General features: G+C 72.5%; 11 protein-coding genes. 4 read left to right on the forward strand and 7 right to left on the reverse strand.

Translation table 11 applies throughout. The annotated features are described in order from the left end of the window. The first annotated feature begins 32 nt into the window (after positions 1-32). The 4 genes from OG207_RS12935 (at position 33) to OG207_RS12950 (ending at position 7487) form a co-directional block, all read left to right on the forward strand. Entirely contained in the window at positions 33-4622 is a 4590-nt protein-coding gene (locus OG207_RS12935; protein ID WP_329098738.1) for an ATP-dependent helicase, read from the forward strand. Positions 4623-4776: 154 nt separating this feature from the next. Continuing rightward, positions 4777-5448 (forward strand): hypothetical protein, encoded by a 672-nt coding sequence (locus tag OG207_RS12940; RefSeq protein ID WP_329098739.1) that lies wholly within the window; start codon positions 4777-4779, stop codon positions 5446-5448. A gap of 397 nt (positions 5449-5845) precedes the next feature. Next, positions 5846-6640 (forward strand): Fpg/Nei family DNA glycosylase, encoded by a 795-nt coding sequence (locus OG207_RS12945; protein ID WP_329098740.1) that lies wholly within the window; start codon positions 5846-5848, stop codon positions 6638-6640. Positions 6641-6716: 76 nt separating this feature from the next. Beyond that, complete coding sequence (locus OG207_RS12950) at positions 6717-7487, forward strand: SDR family NAD(P)-dependent oxidoreductase (protein WP_329098741.1); 771 nt, start codon at positions 6717-6719, stop codon at positions 7485-7487. A 366-nt stretch (positions 7488-7853) separates the two neighbouring features. On the opposite strand, the gene OG207_RS12960 is transcribed toward OG207_RS12950, so the two are convergent. The 7 genes from OG207_RS12960 to OG207_RS12990 form a co-directional block, all read right to left on the reverse strand. Next, a complete protein-coding gene (locus tag OG207_RS12960) occupies positions 7854-8234 on the reverse strand; it encodes a helix-turn-helix domain-containing protein (protein ID WP_030012484.1) in 381 nt (126 codons plus the stop codon). 109 nt (positions 8235-8343) lie between these two features. Next, a complete protein-coding gene (locus OG207_RS12965) occupies positions 8344-8853 on the reverse strand; it encodes a CinA family protein (protein WP_329107591.1) in 510 nt (169 codons plus the stop codon). 53 nt (positions 8854-8906) lie between these two features. Then, the gene (gene pgsA / locus OG207_RS12970; protein ID WP_329098744.1) at positions 8907-9575 is read right to left on the reverse strand and encodes a CDP-diacylglycerol--glycerol-3-phosphate 3-phosphatidyltransferase; all 669 of its coding nucleotides are present in this window, start codon (positions 9573-9575) and stop codon (positions 8907-8909) included. Continuing rightward, complete coding sequence (rimO, locus tag OG207_RS12975) at positions 9572-11074, reverse strand: 30S ribosomal protein S12 methylthiotransferase RimO (RefSeq protein ID WP_266605584.1); 1503 nt, start codon at positions 11072-11074, stop codon at positions 9572-9574. The genes pgsA and rimO overlap by 4 nt, the downstream gene beginning before the upstream one ends. A 126-nt stretch (positions 11075-11200) precedes the next feature. Beyond that, on the reverse strand, positions 11201-12097 hold the full coding sequence (locus OG207_RS12980) for a helix-turn-helix domain-containing protein (protein ID WP_329098749.1): 897 nt from the start codon (positions 12095-12097) through the stop codon (positions 11201-11203). A 220-nt stretch (positions 12098-12317) separates the two neighbouring features. Further along, positions 12318-15107 carry an FtsK/SpoIIIE family DNA translocase gene (locus OG207_RS12985; protein WP_329098750.1) on the reverse strand — a complete coding sequence of 930 codons (2790 nt, stop codon included), beginning with the start codon at positions 15105-15107 and terminating at the stop codon, positions 12318-12320. A 114-nt stretch (positions 15108-15221) separates the two neighbouring features. After that, positions 15222-15905 carry a response regulator gene (locus tag OG207_RS12990; RefSeq protein ID WP_329098751.1) on the reverse strand — a complete coding sequence of 228 codons (684 nt, stop codon included), beginning with the start codon at positions 15903-15905 and terminating at the stop codon, positions 15222-15224. Positions 15906-16109: the final 204 nt, after the last annotated feature.

Genomic DNA, 16109 nt, shown 5'->3' on the forward strand with positions numbered 1-16109 from the left:
CCGTTGTCAGTGGCCGGGTGCACGATGGGAGCATGGCAGGCGCTGCGCTCGACTCGTTCTCCCCCGCGACCCGCTCGTGGTTCACGGGGGCCTTCGTCACGCCCACCGACGCGCAGGAGGGCGCCTGGCGGGCGATCGGGGAGGGCTCGGACGTGCTGGTGGTGGCCCCCACCGGCTCCGGCAAGACCCTGGCGGCGTTCCTCGCCGCCCTCGACCGGCTCGCGTCGACCCCGCCGCCCGCGGATGCGAAGAAGCGCTGCCGCGTGCTGTACGTCTCGCCCCTGAAGGCCCTGGCCGTCGACGTGGAGCGCAATCTGCGCAGCCCGCTGACCGGGATCCGCCAGGAGTCGGTCCGCCTGGGCCTGCCCGAGCCGGACATCCGGGTCGGGATCCGCTCCGGCGACACCCCGCCCGCCGAACGGCGGGCGCTGGCCACCCGCCCGCCGGACATCCTCATCACCACGCCCGAATCGCTGTTCCTGATGCTGACCTCGGCGACCCGGGAGGCCCTGGCCGGGATCGAGACGGTGATCCTGGACGAGGTGCACGCGGTGGCGGGGACCAAGCGCGGCGCCCATCTCGCCCTCTCCCTGGAGCGGCTGGACGAGCTGCTGCCCCGCCCGGCGCGCCGGATCGGGTTGTCGGCGACGGTGCGGCCGGTGGACGAGGTGGCCCGGTACCTGGCGCCGCGCGGCAAGGTGGAGATCGTCCAGCCGCCGTCGGCCAAGGAGTTCGACCTGTCGGTGGTCGTCCCGGTGCAGGACATGGGCGAGTTGGGCGGCTCCCCGGCGACCGAGGGCAAGGAGGGCGGGGACAAGCCGTCGATCTGGCCGCATGTGGAGGAGCGGATCGCCGACCTGGTGCAGGCGCACCGCTCGACGATCGTGTTCGCCAACTCCCGCCGGCTCGCCGAGCGGTTGTGCAACCGGCTCAACGAGATCGCGTACGAGCGCGCCGTCGGCGAGAAGTTGCCCGAGCACTCCTCGCCGGCCGAGGTCATGGCCCAGTCGGGCGCCGCGCTGGGCGCCCCTCCGCTGCTGGCCCGCGCGCACCACGGCTCGGTGTCCAAGGAGCAGCGGGCGCTGGTGGAGGAGGACCTGAAGGCGGGCCGGCTGCCGGCCGTGGTCGCCACCTCCAGCCTGGAGCTGGGCATCGACATGGGCGCGGTGGACCTGGTGGTGCAGGTGGAGTCGCCGCCCTCGGTGGCCTCCGGGTTGCAACGGGTGGGCCGGGCCGGGCACCAGGTGGGCGCGGTCTCCACCGGGGTGGTCTTCCCCAAGTACCGGGGAGACCTGGTGCAGGCGGCGGTGGTCACCGAGCGGATGCGCACGGGGGCGATCGAGTCCCTGCGGGTGCCCTCCAACCCCCTCGACGTACTGGCGCAGCAGCTGGTCGCGATGGTCGCGATGGACACGTGGCAGCTGGACGACCTGCTCGCCCTGGTGCGGCGGGCGGCGCCCTTCGCGGCGCTGCCGGAGTCGGCGTTCACGGCGGTGCTGGACATGCTGGCCGGGCGCTATCCGTCGGACGCGTTCGCCGAGCTCCGGCCGCGCGTGGTCTGGGACCGGGTGGCGGGGACAGTCACGGGCCGGCCGGGTGCCCAGCGCCTCGCGGTCACCTCGGGCGGCACGATCCCCGACCGGGGTCTCTTCGGTGTCTTCCTCGCGGGCTCCGACCCCAAGAAGGGCGGCGGCCGGGTCGGGGAGCTCGACGAGGAGATGGTCTACGAGTCCCGGGTCGGGGACGTCTTCACCCTGGGCACCACCTCGTGGCGGATCGAGGACATCACGCGGGACCGGGTCCTGGTCACCCCCGCACCCGGGGTGCCGGGCCGGCTGCCGTTCTGGAAGGGCGACCAGCTCGGGCGGCCGCTCGAACTGGGCCGTGCGGTCGGCGCGTTCCTCCGCGAGCTCGGCGGCCTGGGCGAGGAGGACGCCCGCCTACGCCTGCTGGCGGCCGGCCTGGACGCCTGGGCCGCCGAGAACGTGTTGGCGTACCTCGCCGAACAGCGCGAGGCCTGCGGTCACGTCCCCGACGACCGGACCATCGTGGTCGAGCGGTTCCGCGACGAGCTCGGGGACTGGCGGGTCGTGGTCCACTCCCCTTTCGGCGCGCAGGTGCACGCCCCCTGGGCGCTGGCACTGGGCGCCCGCCTCGCCGAGAAGTACGGCATGGACGCGCAGGTGATGCACGCCGACGACGGGATCGTGCTCCGTCTGCCCGACGCGGACCTGCTGTCCATGGACCTCCTGGACCACGATCCGGCGGCCGTGCACGGGTTCGAGTTCGACGACGAGAAGGCTCCGCTGGGCGCGGCCGATGTCGCCTTCGACCACGGTGACATCAACCAGCTCGTCACCGACCAGGTCGGCGGCTCCGCACTGTTCGCCTCACGGTTCCGCGAGTGCGCGGCCCGCGCCCTGCTGCTGCCGCGCCGCAGCCCCGGCCGGCGCACCCCGTTGTGGCAGCAGCGCCAGCGCGCCTCCCAGCTGCTCCAGGTGGCCTCGGAGTTCGGCTCCTTCCCGATCGTGCTGGAAGCCGTACGGGAGTGCCTCCAGGACGTCTTCGACGTGCCCGGCCTGACCGAGCTGATGGGGGACATCGAGGCGCGCCGGGTCCGGCTGGTCGAGGTGACCACCCCGGAGCCCTCCCCCTTCGCCCGTTCCCTCCTCTTCGGGTACGTGGCCCAGTTCCTCTACGAGGGGGACTCGCCGCTGGCCGAGCGCCGGGCGGCCGCGCTGTCGCTGGACTCCCGGCTGCTGGCGGAGCTGCTCGGCCAGGCGGAGTTGCGCGAACTCCTCGACGCGCAGGTGCTGGAGGAGTTGGAGCGGGAGCTCCAGTGGCTCACGGAGGACCGGCGGGCCAAGGATCCCGAGTCGGTGGCCGACCTGCTGCGCCTGCTGGGCCCACTGACGCAGGACCAGTTGACCGAGCGCGGGGCGGATCCGGCCTGGGCCGGCGAGCTTGCCGCGGCCCGTCGCGCCATCGCGGTCAGGATCGGCGGCGCGGACCACTGGGCGGCGATCGAGGACGCGGGCCGGCTGCGCGACGCGCTGGGCACGGCGCTGCCCGTCGGGGTTCCGGAGGCGTTCACCGAGCCGGTCAAGGACCCACTCGGGGACCTCCTGGCCCGGTACGCCCGCACCCACGGGCCCTTCACCACGGCCGCCGTCGCCGCCCGCTTCGGCCTGGGCGCGGCAGTGACCGAAGGCGCCCTGCACCGGCTGGCGGCGGCCGGCCGGGTGGTGCAGGGCGAGTTCCATCCGGCGGGCATCGGCCAGGAGTGGTGCGACGCGACGGTGCTGCGCCGGCTCCGCCGCCGTTCCCTCGCCGCGCTCCGCCAGGAGCTGGAACCAGTACCGCCGACCTCACTCGCCACCTTCCTCCCCCAGTGGCAGCACCTGAGCGGAGCACTGCGCGGCCTCGACGGGCTGGCCCGTGCGGTGGAACAGCTCCAGGGCGCCCCGGTGCCGGCCTCCGCGCTGGAACGCCTGATCCTCCCGTCGCGGGTGAGCGGGTACTCCCCGGGCCTGCTGGACGAACTCACCACCGCGGGCGAGGTGGTCTGGGCGGGCGCCGGCGCCCTCCCGGGCAAGGACGGCTGGATCTCCCTGTACCTGGCGGAAGCGGCCCCGATGCTGCTGCCCCCGCCGCACCCGCTGGAGCAGAGCCCCCTCCACCAGGCGGTCCTGGCATCGCTGGCGGGCGGGTACGGCCTGTTCTTCCGGCAGATCGCGCAGTCGATCCGCGGCGAGTTCCCCGAGGTGTCCGACGTCGCCCTCTCCGAGGCCGTATGGGATCTGGCCTGGTCGGGCCGGCTCACCAACGACACGCTGGCCCCCTTGCGGTCGCTGCTCGGTTCGGGCCGCACGGCCGGCTCGACGGCGCACCGGGCCCGGCGCACCGTCCCCCGCGGCCGGTACGGCACGCTCAGCGCGACCGTGTCCCGTAGCGGACCGCCCACGGTCTCCGGACGCTGGTCCCTGCTGCCGGATACGGCCCCCGACCCGACGCACCGGGCCCACGCCCTGGCCCGCACGCTGTTGGACCGGCACGGGGTGGTGACCCGTGGGGCGGTCGCCGCGGAAGGGGTGGAAGGCGGCTTCAGCGCGGTCTACCGCGTCCTGTCGGCCTTCGAGGACAGCGGCCAGGCGCGCCGGGGCTACGTAGTGGAGGGGCTGGGCGCGGCCCAGTTCGCGATGGACGGGGCGGTGGACCGCCTCAGGGCCGCCGAGCGGACCCCGCCCCCTCTGGCGGCGGTGGTGCTGGCGGCCGCCGACCCGGCGAACGCCTACGGCGCGGCCCTGCCCTGGCCCGAGCCGCCGGCCGGGGCCACCCACAAGCCGGGCCGCAAGGCGGGCTCCCTGGTGGTGCTGGTGGACGGGGAGCTCGTCCTGTACCTGGAGCGCGGCGGCAAGACCCTGCTGGCCTGGCCCGCCCCGGAGGACCCCCGGCTCACGGCGGCCACGACCGCCCTGGCGGGCGCCTCCCGCGCGGGCACGCTCCCGGCCCTCACGGTGGAACGGATCAACGCGGCGGCGGCCCTGACCTCCCCCCTGGGTCCGGCCCTGGAGGCGGCCGGCTTCCACGCCACTCCGAGGGGGTTGCGCCTGCGCTCCTGACGGCGCACACGGTCCCGACCCTGTCACTCACGTCCTGAACGTGTCACAAACCCGTCGCCGGGCGTCCCTCGGCCGGCCGATCCGCTTATTGATCCTTTATCAAGGTGATCACAGGCATTGCGCTGGCAATGCACAGTCATGGGGGACGAGAAGAGTGAGCACCATCAGCATGCGCAACACCACCCTGGGCGCGGTCGGTCTGGCAGTCGTCGGCAGTCTGGTCCTGACCGGCTGCAATAACGGCGACGGAGAGCGCCCGGCGCAGCCGGCCGCCTCCCACCCGGGCGGCACATCACCCGCCCCCGGCGCTTCGGCCAGCCCGTCGAGCGGGAGCAGCGCGGCCCCCGCCGGGGCCCCGGGCACCGCGAAGTCCGGCCAGGTCTTCAAGATCGGCGAGGCCGCGGAGGTCCCGTACGACTACGGGGACTTCAAGGGCAGCCGGCTCGCCCTCACCGTCACGGCGATCGAGCAGGGCACGCCCGCCGACCTGGAGGGAATGGACCTCGGCGACAAGGCGAACGGCAAGGTCCCGTACTACGTCCGCTACACGGTCAAGAACATCGGCACCACGGACATGTCGTACGCCTCGGTCGGCCACGTGAAGGGCCTGCTCGGGGACGGCACCGGGGCCCAGAGCCTGGCGGTCATCGGCACGTTCGACAAGTGCAAGACCGAGTCCATGCCGAAGGGCTTCACCAACGGCCAGACCCAGACGAGTTGTGCGATAGCCCTGGCCCCGTCGGCCCAGGTGAAGGTCGCCGGCGCCGAGTACTCGGGCAACCCGTACAACGCGATGAGCAAGGGCGAGGCCATCGCCTGGAAGTAGCCCCACCGCCACGGCCCGGTCCCTGACCGGGGGTAGGTGGGCCCGCGAGCCGGCTGCGCCGAATCGGGACCACACCTCCGCACCGCGGGGAGCACGCCCCCGGACCGCAAGGGCGGGCGTGGAGCCGCACGGCAGGGCCGGACCCACAAGGCGCCCCGGAAGCCACCCGCAGGGCACCACCCCCGCCGCAGGTGGCCGCGGCACCCGGCTCACATCGGGACCGCACCGCAGGGAGCACGCCCGCGAACCGCACGGCCGGGTCGCAGTCGGACCCGCACGGGCCCCGCAGGGCGCCGCGCCGGCCGGAAGCCGGCCTGCAAGGCGCCTGGTCCCCCGTCGGGGCCACCCGGCGGCCCGCGCGAGCCGGCGGCACGGGCCGGGAGCGCACAATGAAGCCATGCCCGAAGGTGACAGCGTCCGGCGCGTGGCGACCCGGCTCCACACCGCCCTCGCAGGCCGCGCACTCACCCGCAGCGACCTGCGCGTCCCCCGCTTCGCCACCGCCGACCTCACCGGTCGCGTCACCCTCGACGTCACCCCCCGCGGCAAACACCTCCTCACCCGCTTCGAGGGCGGCCTCACCCTGCACAGCCACCTCCGGATGGACGGCGCCTGGCGCGTCTTCGCCCCCGGCGAGAAGTGGCGCGGCGGCCCCGCGCACGAGATCCGAGCCGTCCTCGGCACGGTCGACCACATCGCCGTCGGTTACCGCCTCCCCGTCCTGGAGCTGATCCGCACCGCCGAGGAGGACCGCGCCGTGGGCCACCTCGGCCCCGACCTGCTCGGCCCGGACTGGGATCCGGCCCTCGCCGCCGCCCACCTCCTCGCCGTCCCCGAGCGCCCCCTCGGCGAGGCCCTGCTCGACCAGCGCAACCTCGCCGGCATCGGCAACATCTACAAGGCCGAACTCTGCTTCCTGGCCCAGGTCACCCCTTGGACCCCGGTCGGCGCGCTCCCCGAATCGGCTCTGCCCCGGCTGGCCGCCGCCGCCCACCGGCTGCTGTCCGCGAACACCGGCGAGCGGCCGGGCCCGCGCAACACGACCGGCAGCCGCCGCCCCGGCCAGGACCTCTTCGTCTACGGCCGCGCGCACCGTCCCTGCCTGCGCTGCGGCACCCCCGTCCGCGAGGCCCCCCAGGACGGCCGCCCCACCTACTGGTGCCCCCGCTGCCAGCAGGGCCCGACACCCTGAGGGATGCCCCCGCACTCCCGGACCCGACCGGGCACACAGATTGACGGTCTGTCAGATTCGGTCGTACGGTCCCGGCATGCCCACACCCACAGCCCCGTACGGCCTCACCGGCCGCACCGCCCTGATCACCGGCGCCGCCAGCGGCATCGGCCGCGCCACCGCCGTCCTGCTCGCCGAGGCGGGGGCGCACGTGCACTGCGCGGACCGCGACGAGCAGGGCCTCGCCGAGACGGCCGCACTCGTCGCCAAGGCCGGCGGCACCGCCACCGTCCACCCGCTCGACGTCACCGACCGGGCCGCGCTCCGGGCGGCCGTCACTGCGGCGGGCCCGCTCGACATCACGGCCGCCATCGCCGGGGTCATGCACACGAGCAGTGTCCTGGAGACCACCGACGAGGACCTCGACCGGATCCTGGACATCAATTTCAAGGGGGTCCTGCTCACCTGCCAGGAAGCCGCCCGTTCCATGATCGCGGCGGGCCGCCCCGGCTCCCTCGTCACCATGGCCTCCGGGGCCGTGGACGCCGCCCAGCCCGGCCTGCTCTGCTACAGCGCCGCCAAGGCCGCCGTCGTCCAGCTGACCAAGACACTCGCCACCGAGGCCGGCCCGCACGGCATACGGGTCAACGCCGTCGCCCCGGGCTGGATCCGCACCCCCATGACCGGCCGCCACAGCCCCGAGGTCCAAGAGCAGACCGAGGCGGCGATGGTCCGGATGTCCCCGCTGCGCCGGGTCGGCGAGCCCGAGGACATCGCCCGTGCGGTGCTCTACCTGGCCTCGGACGCCTCGTCCTTCATGACGGGTCAGATCCTTCGCCCGAACGGTGGGGTGTCCATGCCCTGGTAGCCCCATCGACCGCCCGCCGCACCGTCCACCGCGCCTTCCGCACCGGGCCCGGCACGCAGTGCACCGGCAGCAGGCCCAGCCCCCACCCGCCCACCGCCACCGCACCCTCCACGGCCCCGGACTCGGCGGGTGCCAGTACCAGCCGCAGCACGGCCCACCACCACAGCGCCCCCGCCGTCAGCGCGAGGACCGACACCGCGGGTGTGCGCAGCAATCGCCGCACGAACGCCTCCCAGGGGCCGGAACCCGGACGGCCCCATCCTCCCGCACCCCCCGCGCCCCCGCACCCAGAACGGCCGGGAGCCCCGGCCGGTGCACCAGGCACCGGCCGGGGCTCCGGCCACGCTCAAACACGCACGTGCTCGCTCACGCGGCTACGACATTCACCGCTTCCGCAGGTGCCTTGATGGTCACCCGCTCCGGTCCACCCGTGACCGAAGCCATGGAGACCGAATTGAGCATCGGGCGGACCGGCACGCTGACCGGTTCGCTTGCCGCGGCCGACTGTGCCAGCTCGGCCAGCGACAGTTCGTCACTGACTTCGCGCATCAGCTCGGACATCCGTACGTCCAACGCGTCGCAGATCGCGGAGAGCAGCTCGGAGGATGCCTCCTTCTGCCCCCGCTCCACCTCGGAAAGATAGCCGAGAGAAACTCGGGCCGACGAGGAGACTTCGCGCAGAGTACGGCCCTGGCGCTGGCGCTGCCGACGCAGCACGTCACCCAGCAGGCGACGGAGCAGAATCATCGGTGGCTCCCTCCTCTGACCGTGTAGCCGCATCCTTCACGCCCCACCGTACCGCCTCGCGCCGCGGCCGTGCGGGGAGCGATGTCGTGTTCACTCAGGGCTGCAAACATCAAATCCCCCCGTTCTGTTCCGTATCCTGCCCCCGCGCATTCTCGCGGAGTTGGTCCGAGAGAAGCCTGAGCACTGTGCGTGCACTCTCCCTACGAATTTCCGCGCGGGAGCCTTTCAACCTCAGACGGACCGTTTTCCTGCCCCCTGGACCGTCCACCGCGACGAAAACGGTGCCCACCGGCTGCCCGTCCTGCGGCTCCGGACCGGCCACCCCTGTGGTCGAGATCCCCCACGAAGCCCCCATCACGCGCCGCACACCGGCCGCCATCTCCGCCGCGACCTGCGCGTTCACCGCACCTTCGGCTGCGAGCAATCCCGCGTCCACCCCGAGGACCACGTGCTTGATCTCCGTCGCGTACGCGGTGACCGAGCCGCGGAAGGACCGGGAGGCTCCGGGGACCGCCGTCAGCTCGGCGGCCACCATCCCGCCCGTCAGCGATTCCGCCACGGCAAGGGTCTGGTCACTCTCCGCAAGGAGGCGTAGCGCATCCTCAGCCACTGCGGCCACACCCGCCGCTCCCGAAACGGCTTGTGCCGCCGGAAAGTCCCCCGCCGGGTGGGTCACCGCGCGGCCCGCTCCTCGGCCCGCTCCTCGGCGAGACCCTGGCGGCGCAGCACGACCGCCTGTCGGATGTAGTCCAAACCGGTGACGACGGTCAGCACGACGGCGATCGCCATCACCCAGAAGCGCATGGTCGCCAGCGCCCCGGTCAGCGCGAGGACATACATGCCCACGGCCGTGCCCTGTGCGAGGGTCTTCAGCTTTCCGCCCCGGCTGGCCGGAATCACGCCGTAGCGGATGACCCAGAAGCGCATCAGGGTGATCCCGAGCTCCCGTCCGAGGATCACCCCGGTCACCCACCAGGGGAGGTCACCGAGCCAGGAGAGACAGATCAGCGCCGACCCCATGATCGCCTTGTCGGCGATGGGGTCGGCGATCTTGCCGAAGTCCGTGACCAGGTTGTACGTCCGGGCCAGGTGCCCGTCGAAGATGTCCGTGATCATGGCGACGGCGAACGCCGCCCAGGCCCAGGCCCGCCACGCCGGGTCGTAGCCGCCGTCGGCGAGCAGCAGCACGACGAAGCCCGGCACGAGCACGAGCCGGATCATCGTCAGGATGTTGGCGATGTTCCACAGGCTGGCCTGATTGACCGCCGCGGCCCCCAGCTTCGCGCCGGGTACCGGCCGACGGCCGGTCCCGCCCGCCGCAGATGCCGGGACTCCGGTCATCCGGCCGCCTCCTCAAGATCCATGCCGAGGGGCTCGGCGACCAGGTCCACACCCAGGGTGCCGACCACCTTTGCCGTGACGATACGCCCGGGGACCAGGCCCGTGCTGTCCGTGAAGACCACCTGGCCGTCCGTTTCGGGCGCCTGGTGCGCGGCGCGCCCGTAGGCGCCCTCGCCGTCCTCGTCGACCGCTTCCACGGTCTCGACGAGCACTTCGAGGGTCTCCCCGATGCGTTCCTCGGCACGCTGCGAGGTGAGCTCCTCGGCGAGCCGCTGCATGTGCGCGAGCCGCTCGGCGATGGTGTCCTCGTCCAGCTTGTTCTCGTAGGTGACGGCCTCGGTGCCGTCCTCGTCGGAGTACCCGAAGACGCCGATGGCGTCGAGGCGCGCGTGGGTGAGGAAACGCTCCAGCTCCGCGAAGTCCGATTCCTTCTCGCCGGGGAAGCCGACGATGAAGTTGGAGCGGACGCCGGCCGTCGGGGCCTTGGAGCGGATGGTGTCCAGCAGCTCCAGGAAGCGGTCGGTGTCACCGAAGCGGCGCATGGAGCGCAGCACGTCGGGGGCCGAGTGCTGGAAGGACAGGTCGAAGTACGGCACGACCTTGGGGGTCGAGGTGAGTACGTCGATCAGGCCGGGCCGCATCTCGGCGGGCTGGAGGTAGCTGACGCGGACGCGCTCGATGCCGTCCACCTCGGCCAGCTCCGGCAGCAGGGTCTCCAGCAGCCGGATGTCGCCGAGGTCCTTGCCGTACGAGGTGTTGTTCTCGGAGACCAGCATGATCTCCTTGACGCCCTGCTCGGCGAGCCAGCGGGTCTCGCCCAGCACGTCGCTGGGGCGGCGGGAGATGAAGGAGCCGCGGAAGGACGGGATGGCGCAGAAGGAGCAGCGTCGGTCGCAGCCGGAGGCCAGCTTGACCGAGGCGACCGGGCTCTTGTCCAGGCGGCGGCGCAGGGGGGCGCGCGGGCCCGAGGCGGGCGCGAGCCCGTCCGGCAGGTCGGCGGGGGCCTCTGCCGGCTCCTCGGCGGGCGCCGACTGGGCGTGGCCCGGCAGGGAGACCTCGGCGTCCTGGCGGGCGGCCGGGCTGATCGGCAGCAGCTTGCGCCGGTCGCGCGGGGTGTGGGAGGCGTGGATGCCACCGTTGAGGATGGTCTGGAGGCGGTCGGAGATGTCGGCGTAGTCGTCGAAACCGAGGACTCCGTCGGCCTCGGGGAGCGCTTCGGCGAGTTCCTTGCCGTAGCGCTCGGCCATACAGCCGACGGCGACGACGGCCTGGGTCTTGCCGTGATCCTTGAGATCGTTGGCTTCCAGCAGGGCGTCTACGGAGTCCTTTTTGGCGGCTTCGACGAAGCCGCAGGTGTTGACGACGGCTACGTCCGCATCGGCGGCGTCCTCGACGAGCTCCCAGCCATCCGCCGCCAAGCGGCCTGCGAGCTCCTCCGAGTCCACCTCGTTACGGGCGCAGCCAAGAGTGACAAGGGCGACGGTACGGCGTTCGGGCATGGACTCAAGACTACTTCGTCCCGGCGTCGACCCCTGCCGCATGTCCCCCTACAGCAAGATCCCCGGAGTGCGGCGCAGCACCCCGGGGATCCGGATTCAAGCCTTCCGCCCTAGGGCGGTCCCGCCTCAGCCCGCCTGGGGCTGGTCCTGGAGGGGGTCGGCCTTCGTGTATTTCAGACGCTCCACCTGACCGGGCTGGAAGTCGTCCTTGATCTCCTTGCCGTTCACGAAGAGCTTCACGGCCCCGGCGTCGCCGAGCACGAGGTCGATGGACTCCTTGTCCGTGAAGGTCTTGGACTCACCCTGCGTGAGGGTGCCGTCGAAGAGCAGCCGTCCGGTGGAGTCCTTCGCGGAGATCCAGCTCTCGCCCGTGTCGGCCGTCAGGACCACGGTGACGAGGTCCTTGGGCGCGGCGGCGATCGCACTGTCCGAGGGCTCCGGCTTGGGCGCCTGCGGGGTCTGCTGGGGCTGGGCGACCGGCTTGGCGCCGGTCTGCTTGGGTGCGGGCTTGGGGGAGGCGGAACCTTCCGCCACCGGGCGCTTGTCCTTCTCGTCGCCACCGCTGAAGGCGGTGAAGCCCACGAAGCCGATCACGGCGACGATGGCGGCGACCATGGCCGCGGTCCAGTTGGGCCGCTGCCGCTCGGGGCGGATCCGCTCGGCCTCGAACATCGGCGCGGCGGGCGTGGGTGCCGGCCGGCCGCCGTGGGCCGCGTCGTAGCTCTCGACCAGGGGTGCCGGATCGAGGGCCACGGCGCGGGCGAGCGTACGAATGTGACCGCGGGCGTAGACGTCGCCGCCGCACCGCGTGAAGTCGTCCTCTTCGATCGCGTGCACGATCGGGATGCGCACGCGGGTGGTGGAACTGACCTCGTCGACGGTGAGCCCGGCGGCGATCCGGGCCTTCTTGAGGGCCGTCCCGATGGACGGGCCTTCGACGGGACGTTCGACGATGCGGTCCTCGGACCGGTCGTCGGTCGAAGGCCGCTCTTCTTCGGGGGAGTTGGAGTTGCCGATGGACACGTGGGCGCCTTTCGAGCGTGTAGCCACCTGCTGGAAGTCCAGTCTAGGGGGGTGACGAAAGGGTGGAGCAACCGGAGGGTGCACTCCCTACGCCATCCGAATGGCGAAGGGAGGTCGTGCTCGGGTGCGGCGGCCCGGCGCCGTGCAGGAGCTCGTGCGCCTACCGCCACCTCTCTTCAACTTGACGCGGGTCCAAGGGAAACGGTTGCCCGCGATTTCATTACGGATGGGCCTCGCCGCGGATCACGGCGAGCACCCCGTCCAGGTCATCGGCCTTCAGCAGGACGTCGCGCGCCTTCGAACCCTCGCTCGGGCCGACGATGCCGCGCGACTCCATGAGGTCCATAAGCCGCCCGGCCTTCGCGAAGCCCACCCGCAACTTGCGCTGGAGCATCGAGGTGGACCCGAACTGCGTGGAGACCACCAGCTCCGCCGCCTGGCACAGCAGGTCCAGGTCGTCGCCGATGTCCTCGTCGATCTCCTTCTTCTGCTTCTGGCCGACGGTGACGTCGTCCCGGAAGACGGGCGCCATCTGGTCCTTGCAGTGCTGGACGATCCCGGCGATCTCGTCCTCGGTGACGAAGGCGCCCTGGAGGCGGACCGGCTTGTTCGCGCCCATCGGCAGGAACAGCCCGTCGCCCTTGCCGATCAGCTTCTCGGCGCCCGGCTGGTCGAGGATGACCCGGCTGTCCGCGAGCGAGGAGGTGGCGAAGGCGAGGCGCGAGGGCACGTTCGCCTTGATCAGGCCGGTGACCACGTCCACCGAGGGCCGCTGGGTGGCGAGCACCAGGTGGATGCCGGCCGCACGGGCCAGCTGGGTGATGCGGACGATCGAGTCCTCGACGTCGCGCGGGGCCACCATCATCAGGTCGGCGAGCTCGTCGACGATCACCAGCAGGTACGGGTACGGGCTGAGCTCCCGCTCGCTGCCCGGCGGCAGTTTGATCTTGCCGTCCCGAATGGCCCGGTTGAAGTCGTCGATGTGCCGGTAGCCGAAGGCCGCCAGGTCGTCGTAGCGCAGGTCCATCTCGCGCACGACCCACTGGAGCGCCTCGGCGGCCCGCTTGGGGTTGGTGATGATGGGCGTGATCAGGTGCGGGATGCCCTCGTACGCCGTCAGCTCGACCCGCTTGGGATCCACGAGGACCATCCGGACGTCCTCCGGGGTGGCCCGGACCATGATCGAGGTGATCAGGCAGTTGATGCAGGAGGACTTGCCGGAGCCGGTCGCACCGGCGACCAGCACGTGCGGCATCTTGGCGAGGTTGGCCATGACGTAGCCGCCCTCGACGTCCTTCCCGAGCGCGACCAGCATCGGGTGGTCGTCCTCGGCCGCGTCCGCGAGGCGCAGCACGTCACCGAGGTTGACCATCTCGCGGTCGGTGTTCGGGATCTCGATGCCGACCGCGGACTTGCCCGGGATCGGGCTGATGATCCGGACGTCCGGCGAGGCCACGGCGTAGGCGATGTTCTTGGTGAGGGCGGTGATCCGCTCGACCTTGACCGCGGCGCCCAAGGTGACCTCGTACCGGGTCACCGTCGGCCCCCGGGTGAAGCCGGTGACGTCCGCGTCGACCTTGAACTCGGTGAACACGTTGCGCAGCGAGGCGACGACCGCGTCGTTGGCGGCGCTGCGGGTCTTGCCGGGCCCGCCCTTCTCCAGCAGGTCGAGCGAGGGCAGCGCGTACGTGATGTCCCCGCGCAGCTGGAGCTGCTCGGCGCGCGGCGGCAGCGCCTGGGCCTGGGGCGGAGCCTTGGTCAGGTCGGGCACCGCCAGCGTCCCGGAGGCCGCGGCGGTGGTCGCGTGCGGCCGCCCGGCGGCGGGGGCGGAGTCGGCTTCGGGGGCCCGCTCGGGAGTGTGGTCCGGTACGGGGCGCTCCGCGCGGGCGGTCGGCACCGGAGCGGTGGGCTCCGAGCCCTCCCGCTCGACGGTGATCCCCTGCGTGAGGTCGGCGACGAGCGGGGAGGGCGGCATTCCGCCGTAGACCACCCCGTCCAGGGCGGCGGCGGCCGCGGCGGCCACGTCGACGGCGTCCATCCCCCGCTCCATGGCGGGCCGGGCCGGGGCCCTGCGCGGCCTGCGCCGCCGGGCGAGCGCCTCCTCCTCGGCTTCGTCCGCGGAGTCGCCGGAGCCCGCGCCCGCTCCGCCGCGGGCCCGCCACTGCTCCGGGTCGTGCCGCTCGCCGCCGGCGGCCGCGTCTTCTCCGTAGCCCTCGTCGTACTCGTTCGGGGCGATGATCCCGAGCCGGATGCCGAGCCTGCGCAGCCGCTGCGGGATCGCGTTGACCGGGGTCGCCGTGACCACGAGCAGCCCGAAGATCGTGAGCAGCACCAGCATGGGCACGGCCAGCGGCGCGCCCATGGTGAAGATCAACGGCTTGGAGGCGCCCCAACCGATGAGCCCGCCCGCGTTCTGCATGGCGGTGGTGCCCTCGTCCCGACCGGGCGCCCCGCAGGCGATGTGGACCAGTCCCAGAACCCCGATGACCAGGGCGGACAGACCGATGCCGATGCGGCCGTTGGCATCGGTCTGTTCGGGATGGCGGATGAAACGCACCGCCATGACGCCGAGCAGGATCGGCACGAGCAGGTCCAGCCGTCCGAAGAGGCCGGTGATCAGCATCGTGACCAGATCCCCGACGGGACCGCTCAGATTCGACCAGGTGCCGGCCGCCACGATCAGCGCGAGGGCGAGCAGCAGCAGCGCCACGCCGTCCTTGCGGTGCGCGGGGTCCAGGTTCCTCGCCCCCTGACCGATCCCGCGGAAGACGGCGCCGACCGCGTGCGCGCAGCCCAGCCAGACGGCGCGCACCAGCCGCACCACGCCTCCGGTCGGGGAGGGCGCCGGCTTGGCCGCGACCTTCTTGACCGGAGGGCGCTTGGCGGCGGCCTTCTTCGCCGGGGGCTTGCGCGCGGGCGCGGCCTTCTTGGCCGGCGCCGTCGTACGGCCGGTGCGGCCCTTCTCGGTGCCCGCGGCGCTCTGGGAACCCTTACCGGACGTACGTGACATGGGCCCGAGGTTACCGGTGCGCGCGCCGGTGGACACGCGTGCCCACCCCTTCACCCGTTCGTGTCGTCGGCTCCGTAGGCGCTTTGACGCACCACCAGTCCCGACCCCACACGGTCAGTTCTGCGCGGGCAGGACCGAAGCCCCTCCGGCGGTCCCGGGCTCCAGTGCGTCGAGTGCCCTGCGCAGTCCGGTGAGTTTGCGCTCCAGGTGGGCCGCGGTCGCCACCACGCCGGCGTCGGCCGCATCCTCGCCGAGCTGCTTCGTCAGCGCCTCGGCCTGCTCCTCGACCGCCGCGAGCCGGGCGGAGAGCTCGGCCAGCAGTCCGGCCGTCTCCTTGCCCGCGTCCACGCCGCCCGAGCTGCCGCCCTCCAGCTGGAGCCGCAGCAGGGCGGCCTGCTCCCGCAGTTGGCAGTTCTTCGTGTACAGCTCCACGAAGACCGAGACCTTGGCCCGCAGCACCCACGGGTCGAAGGGCTTGGAGATGTAGTCGACCGCACCCGCCGCGTAGCCGCGGAACGTGTGGTGCGGACCGTGGTTGATCGCGGTGAGGAAGATGATCGGGATGTCCCGGGTCCGTTCCCGCCGCTTGATGTGCGCGGCCGTTTCGAATCCGTCCATGCCCGGCATCTGGACATCCAGCAGGATGACCGCGAAATCGTCCGTCAGCAGCGCTTTGAGCGCTTCCTCCCCCGACGACGCCCGGACCAGTGTCTGATCGAGCGCGGAGAGGATGGCCTCCAGCGCCAGCAGATTCTCCGGCCGGTCGTCGACCAGGAGGATCTTGGCCTTCTGCACCATGCCCTGTCCTCCTCGCCCCGGCATGGGGCCTCCCCGGCTCCGGGTTCCGGCCTGTGCGCCGGACCCCGCCCCAGAGGACGGCATCCTTGCGCCGTCCGTCCTTGTGCCGGTCATCGTAGCCCCAGTCCCGAGATCGCCACACCCTGTCACCAAGATGTCACTGTGCACGAAGCGCAAACGCGGCGGGAGAGCAGAAGGTTCCCC

It is taken from the genome of Streptomyces sp. NBC_01439, assembly GCF_036227605.1.
In the GTDB taxonomy this organism is placed as follows: domain Bacteria; phylum Actinomycetota; class Actinomycetes; order Streptomycetales; family Streptomycetaceae; genus Streptomyces.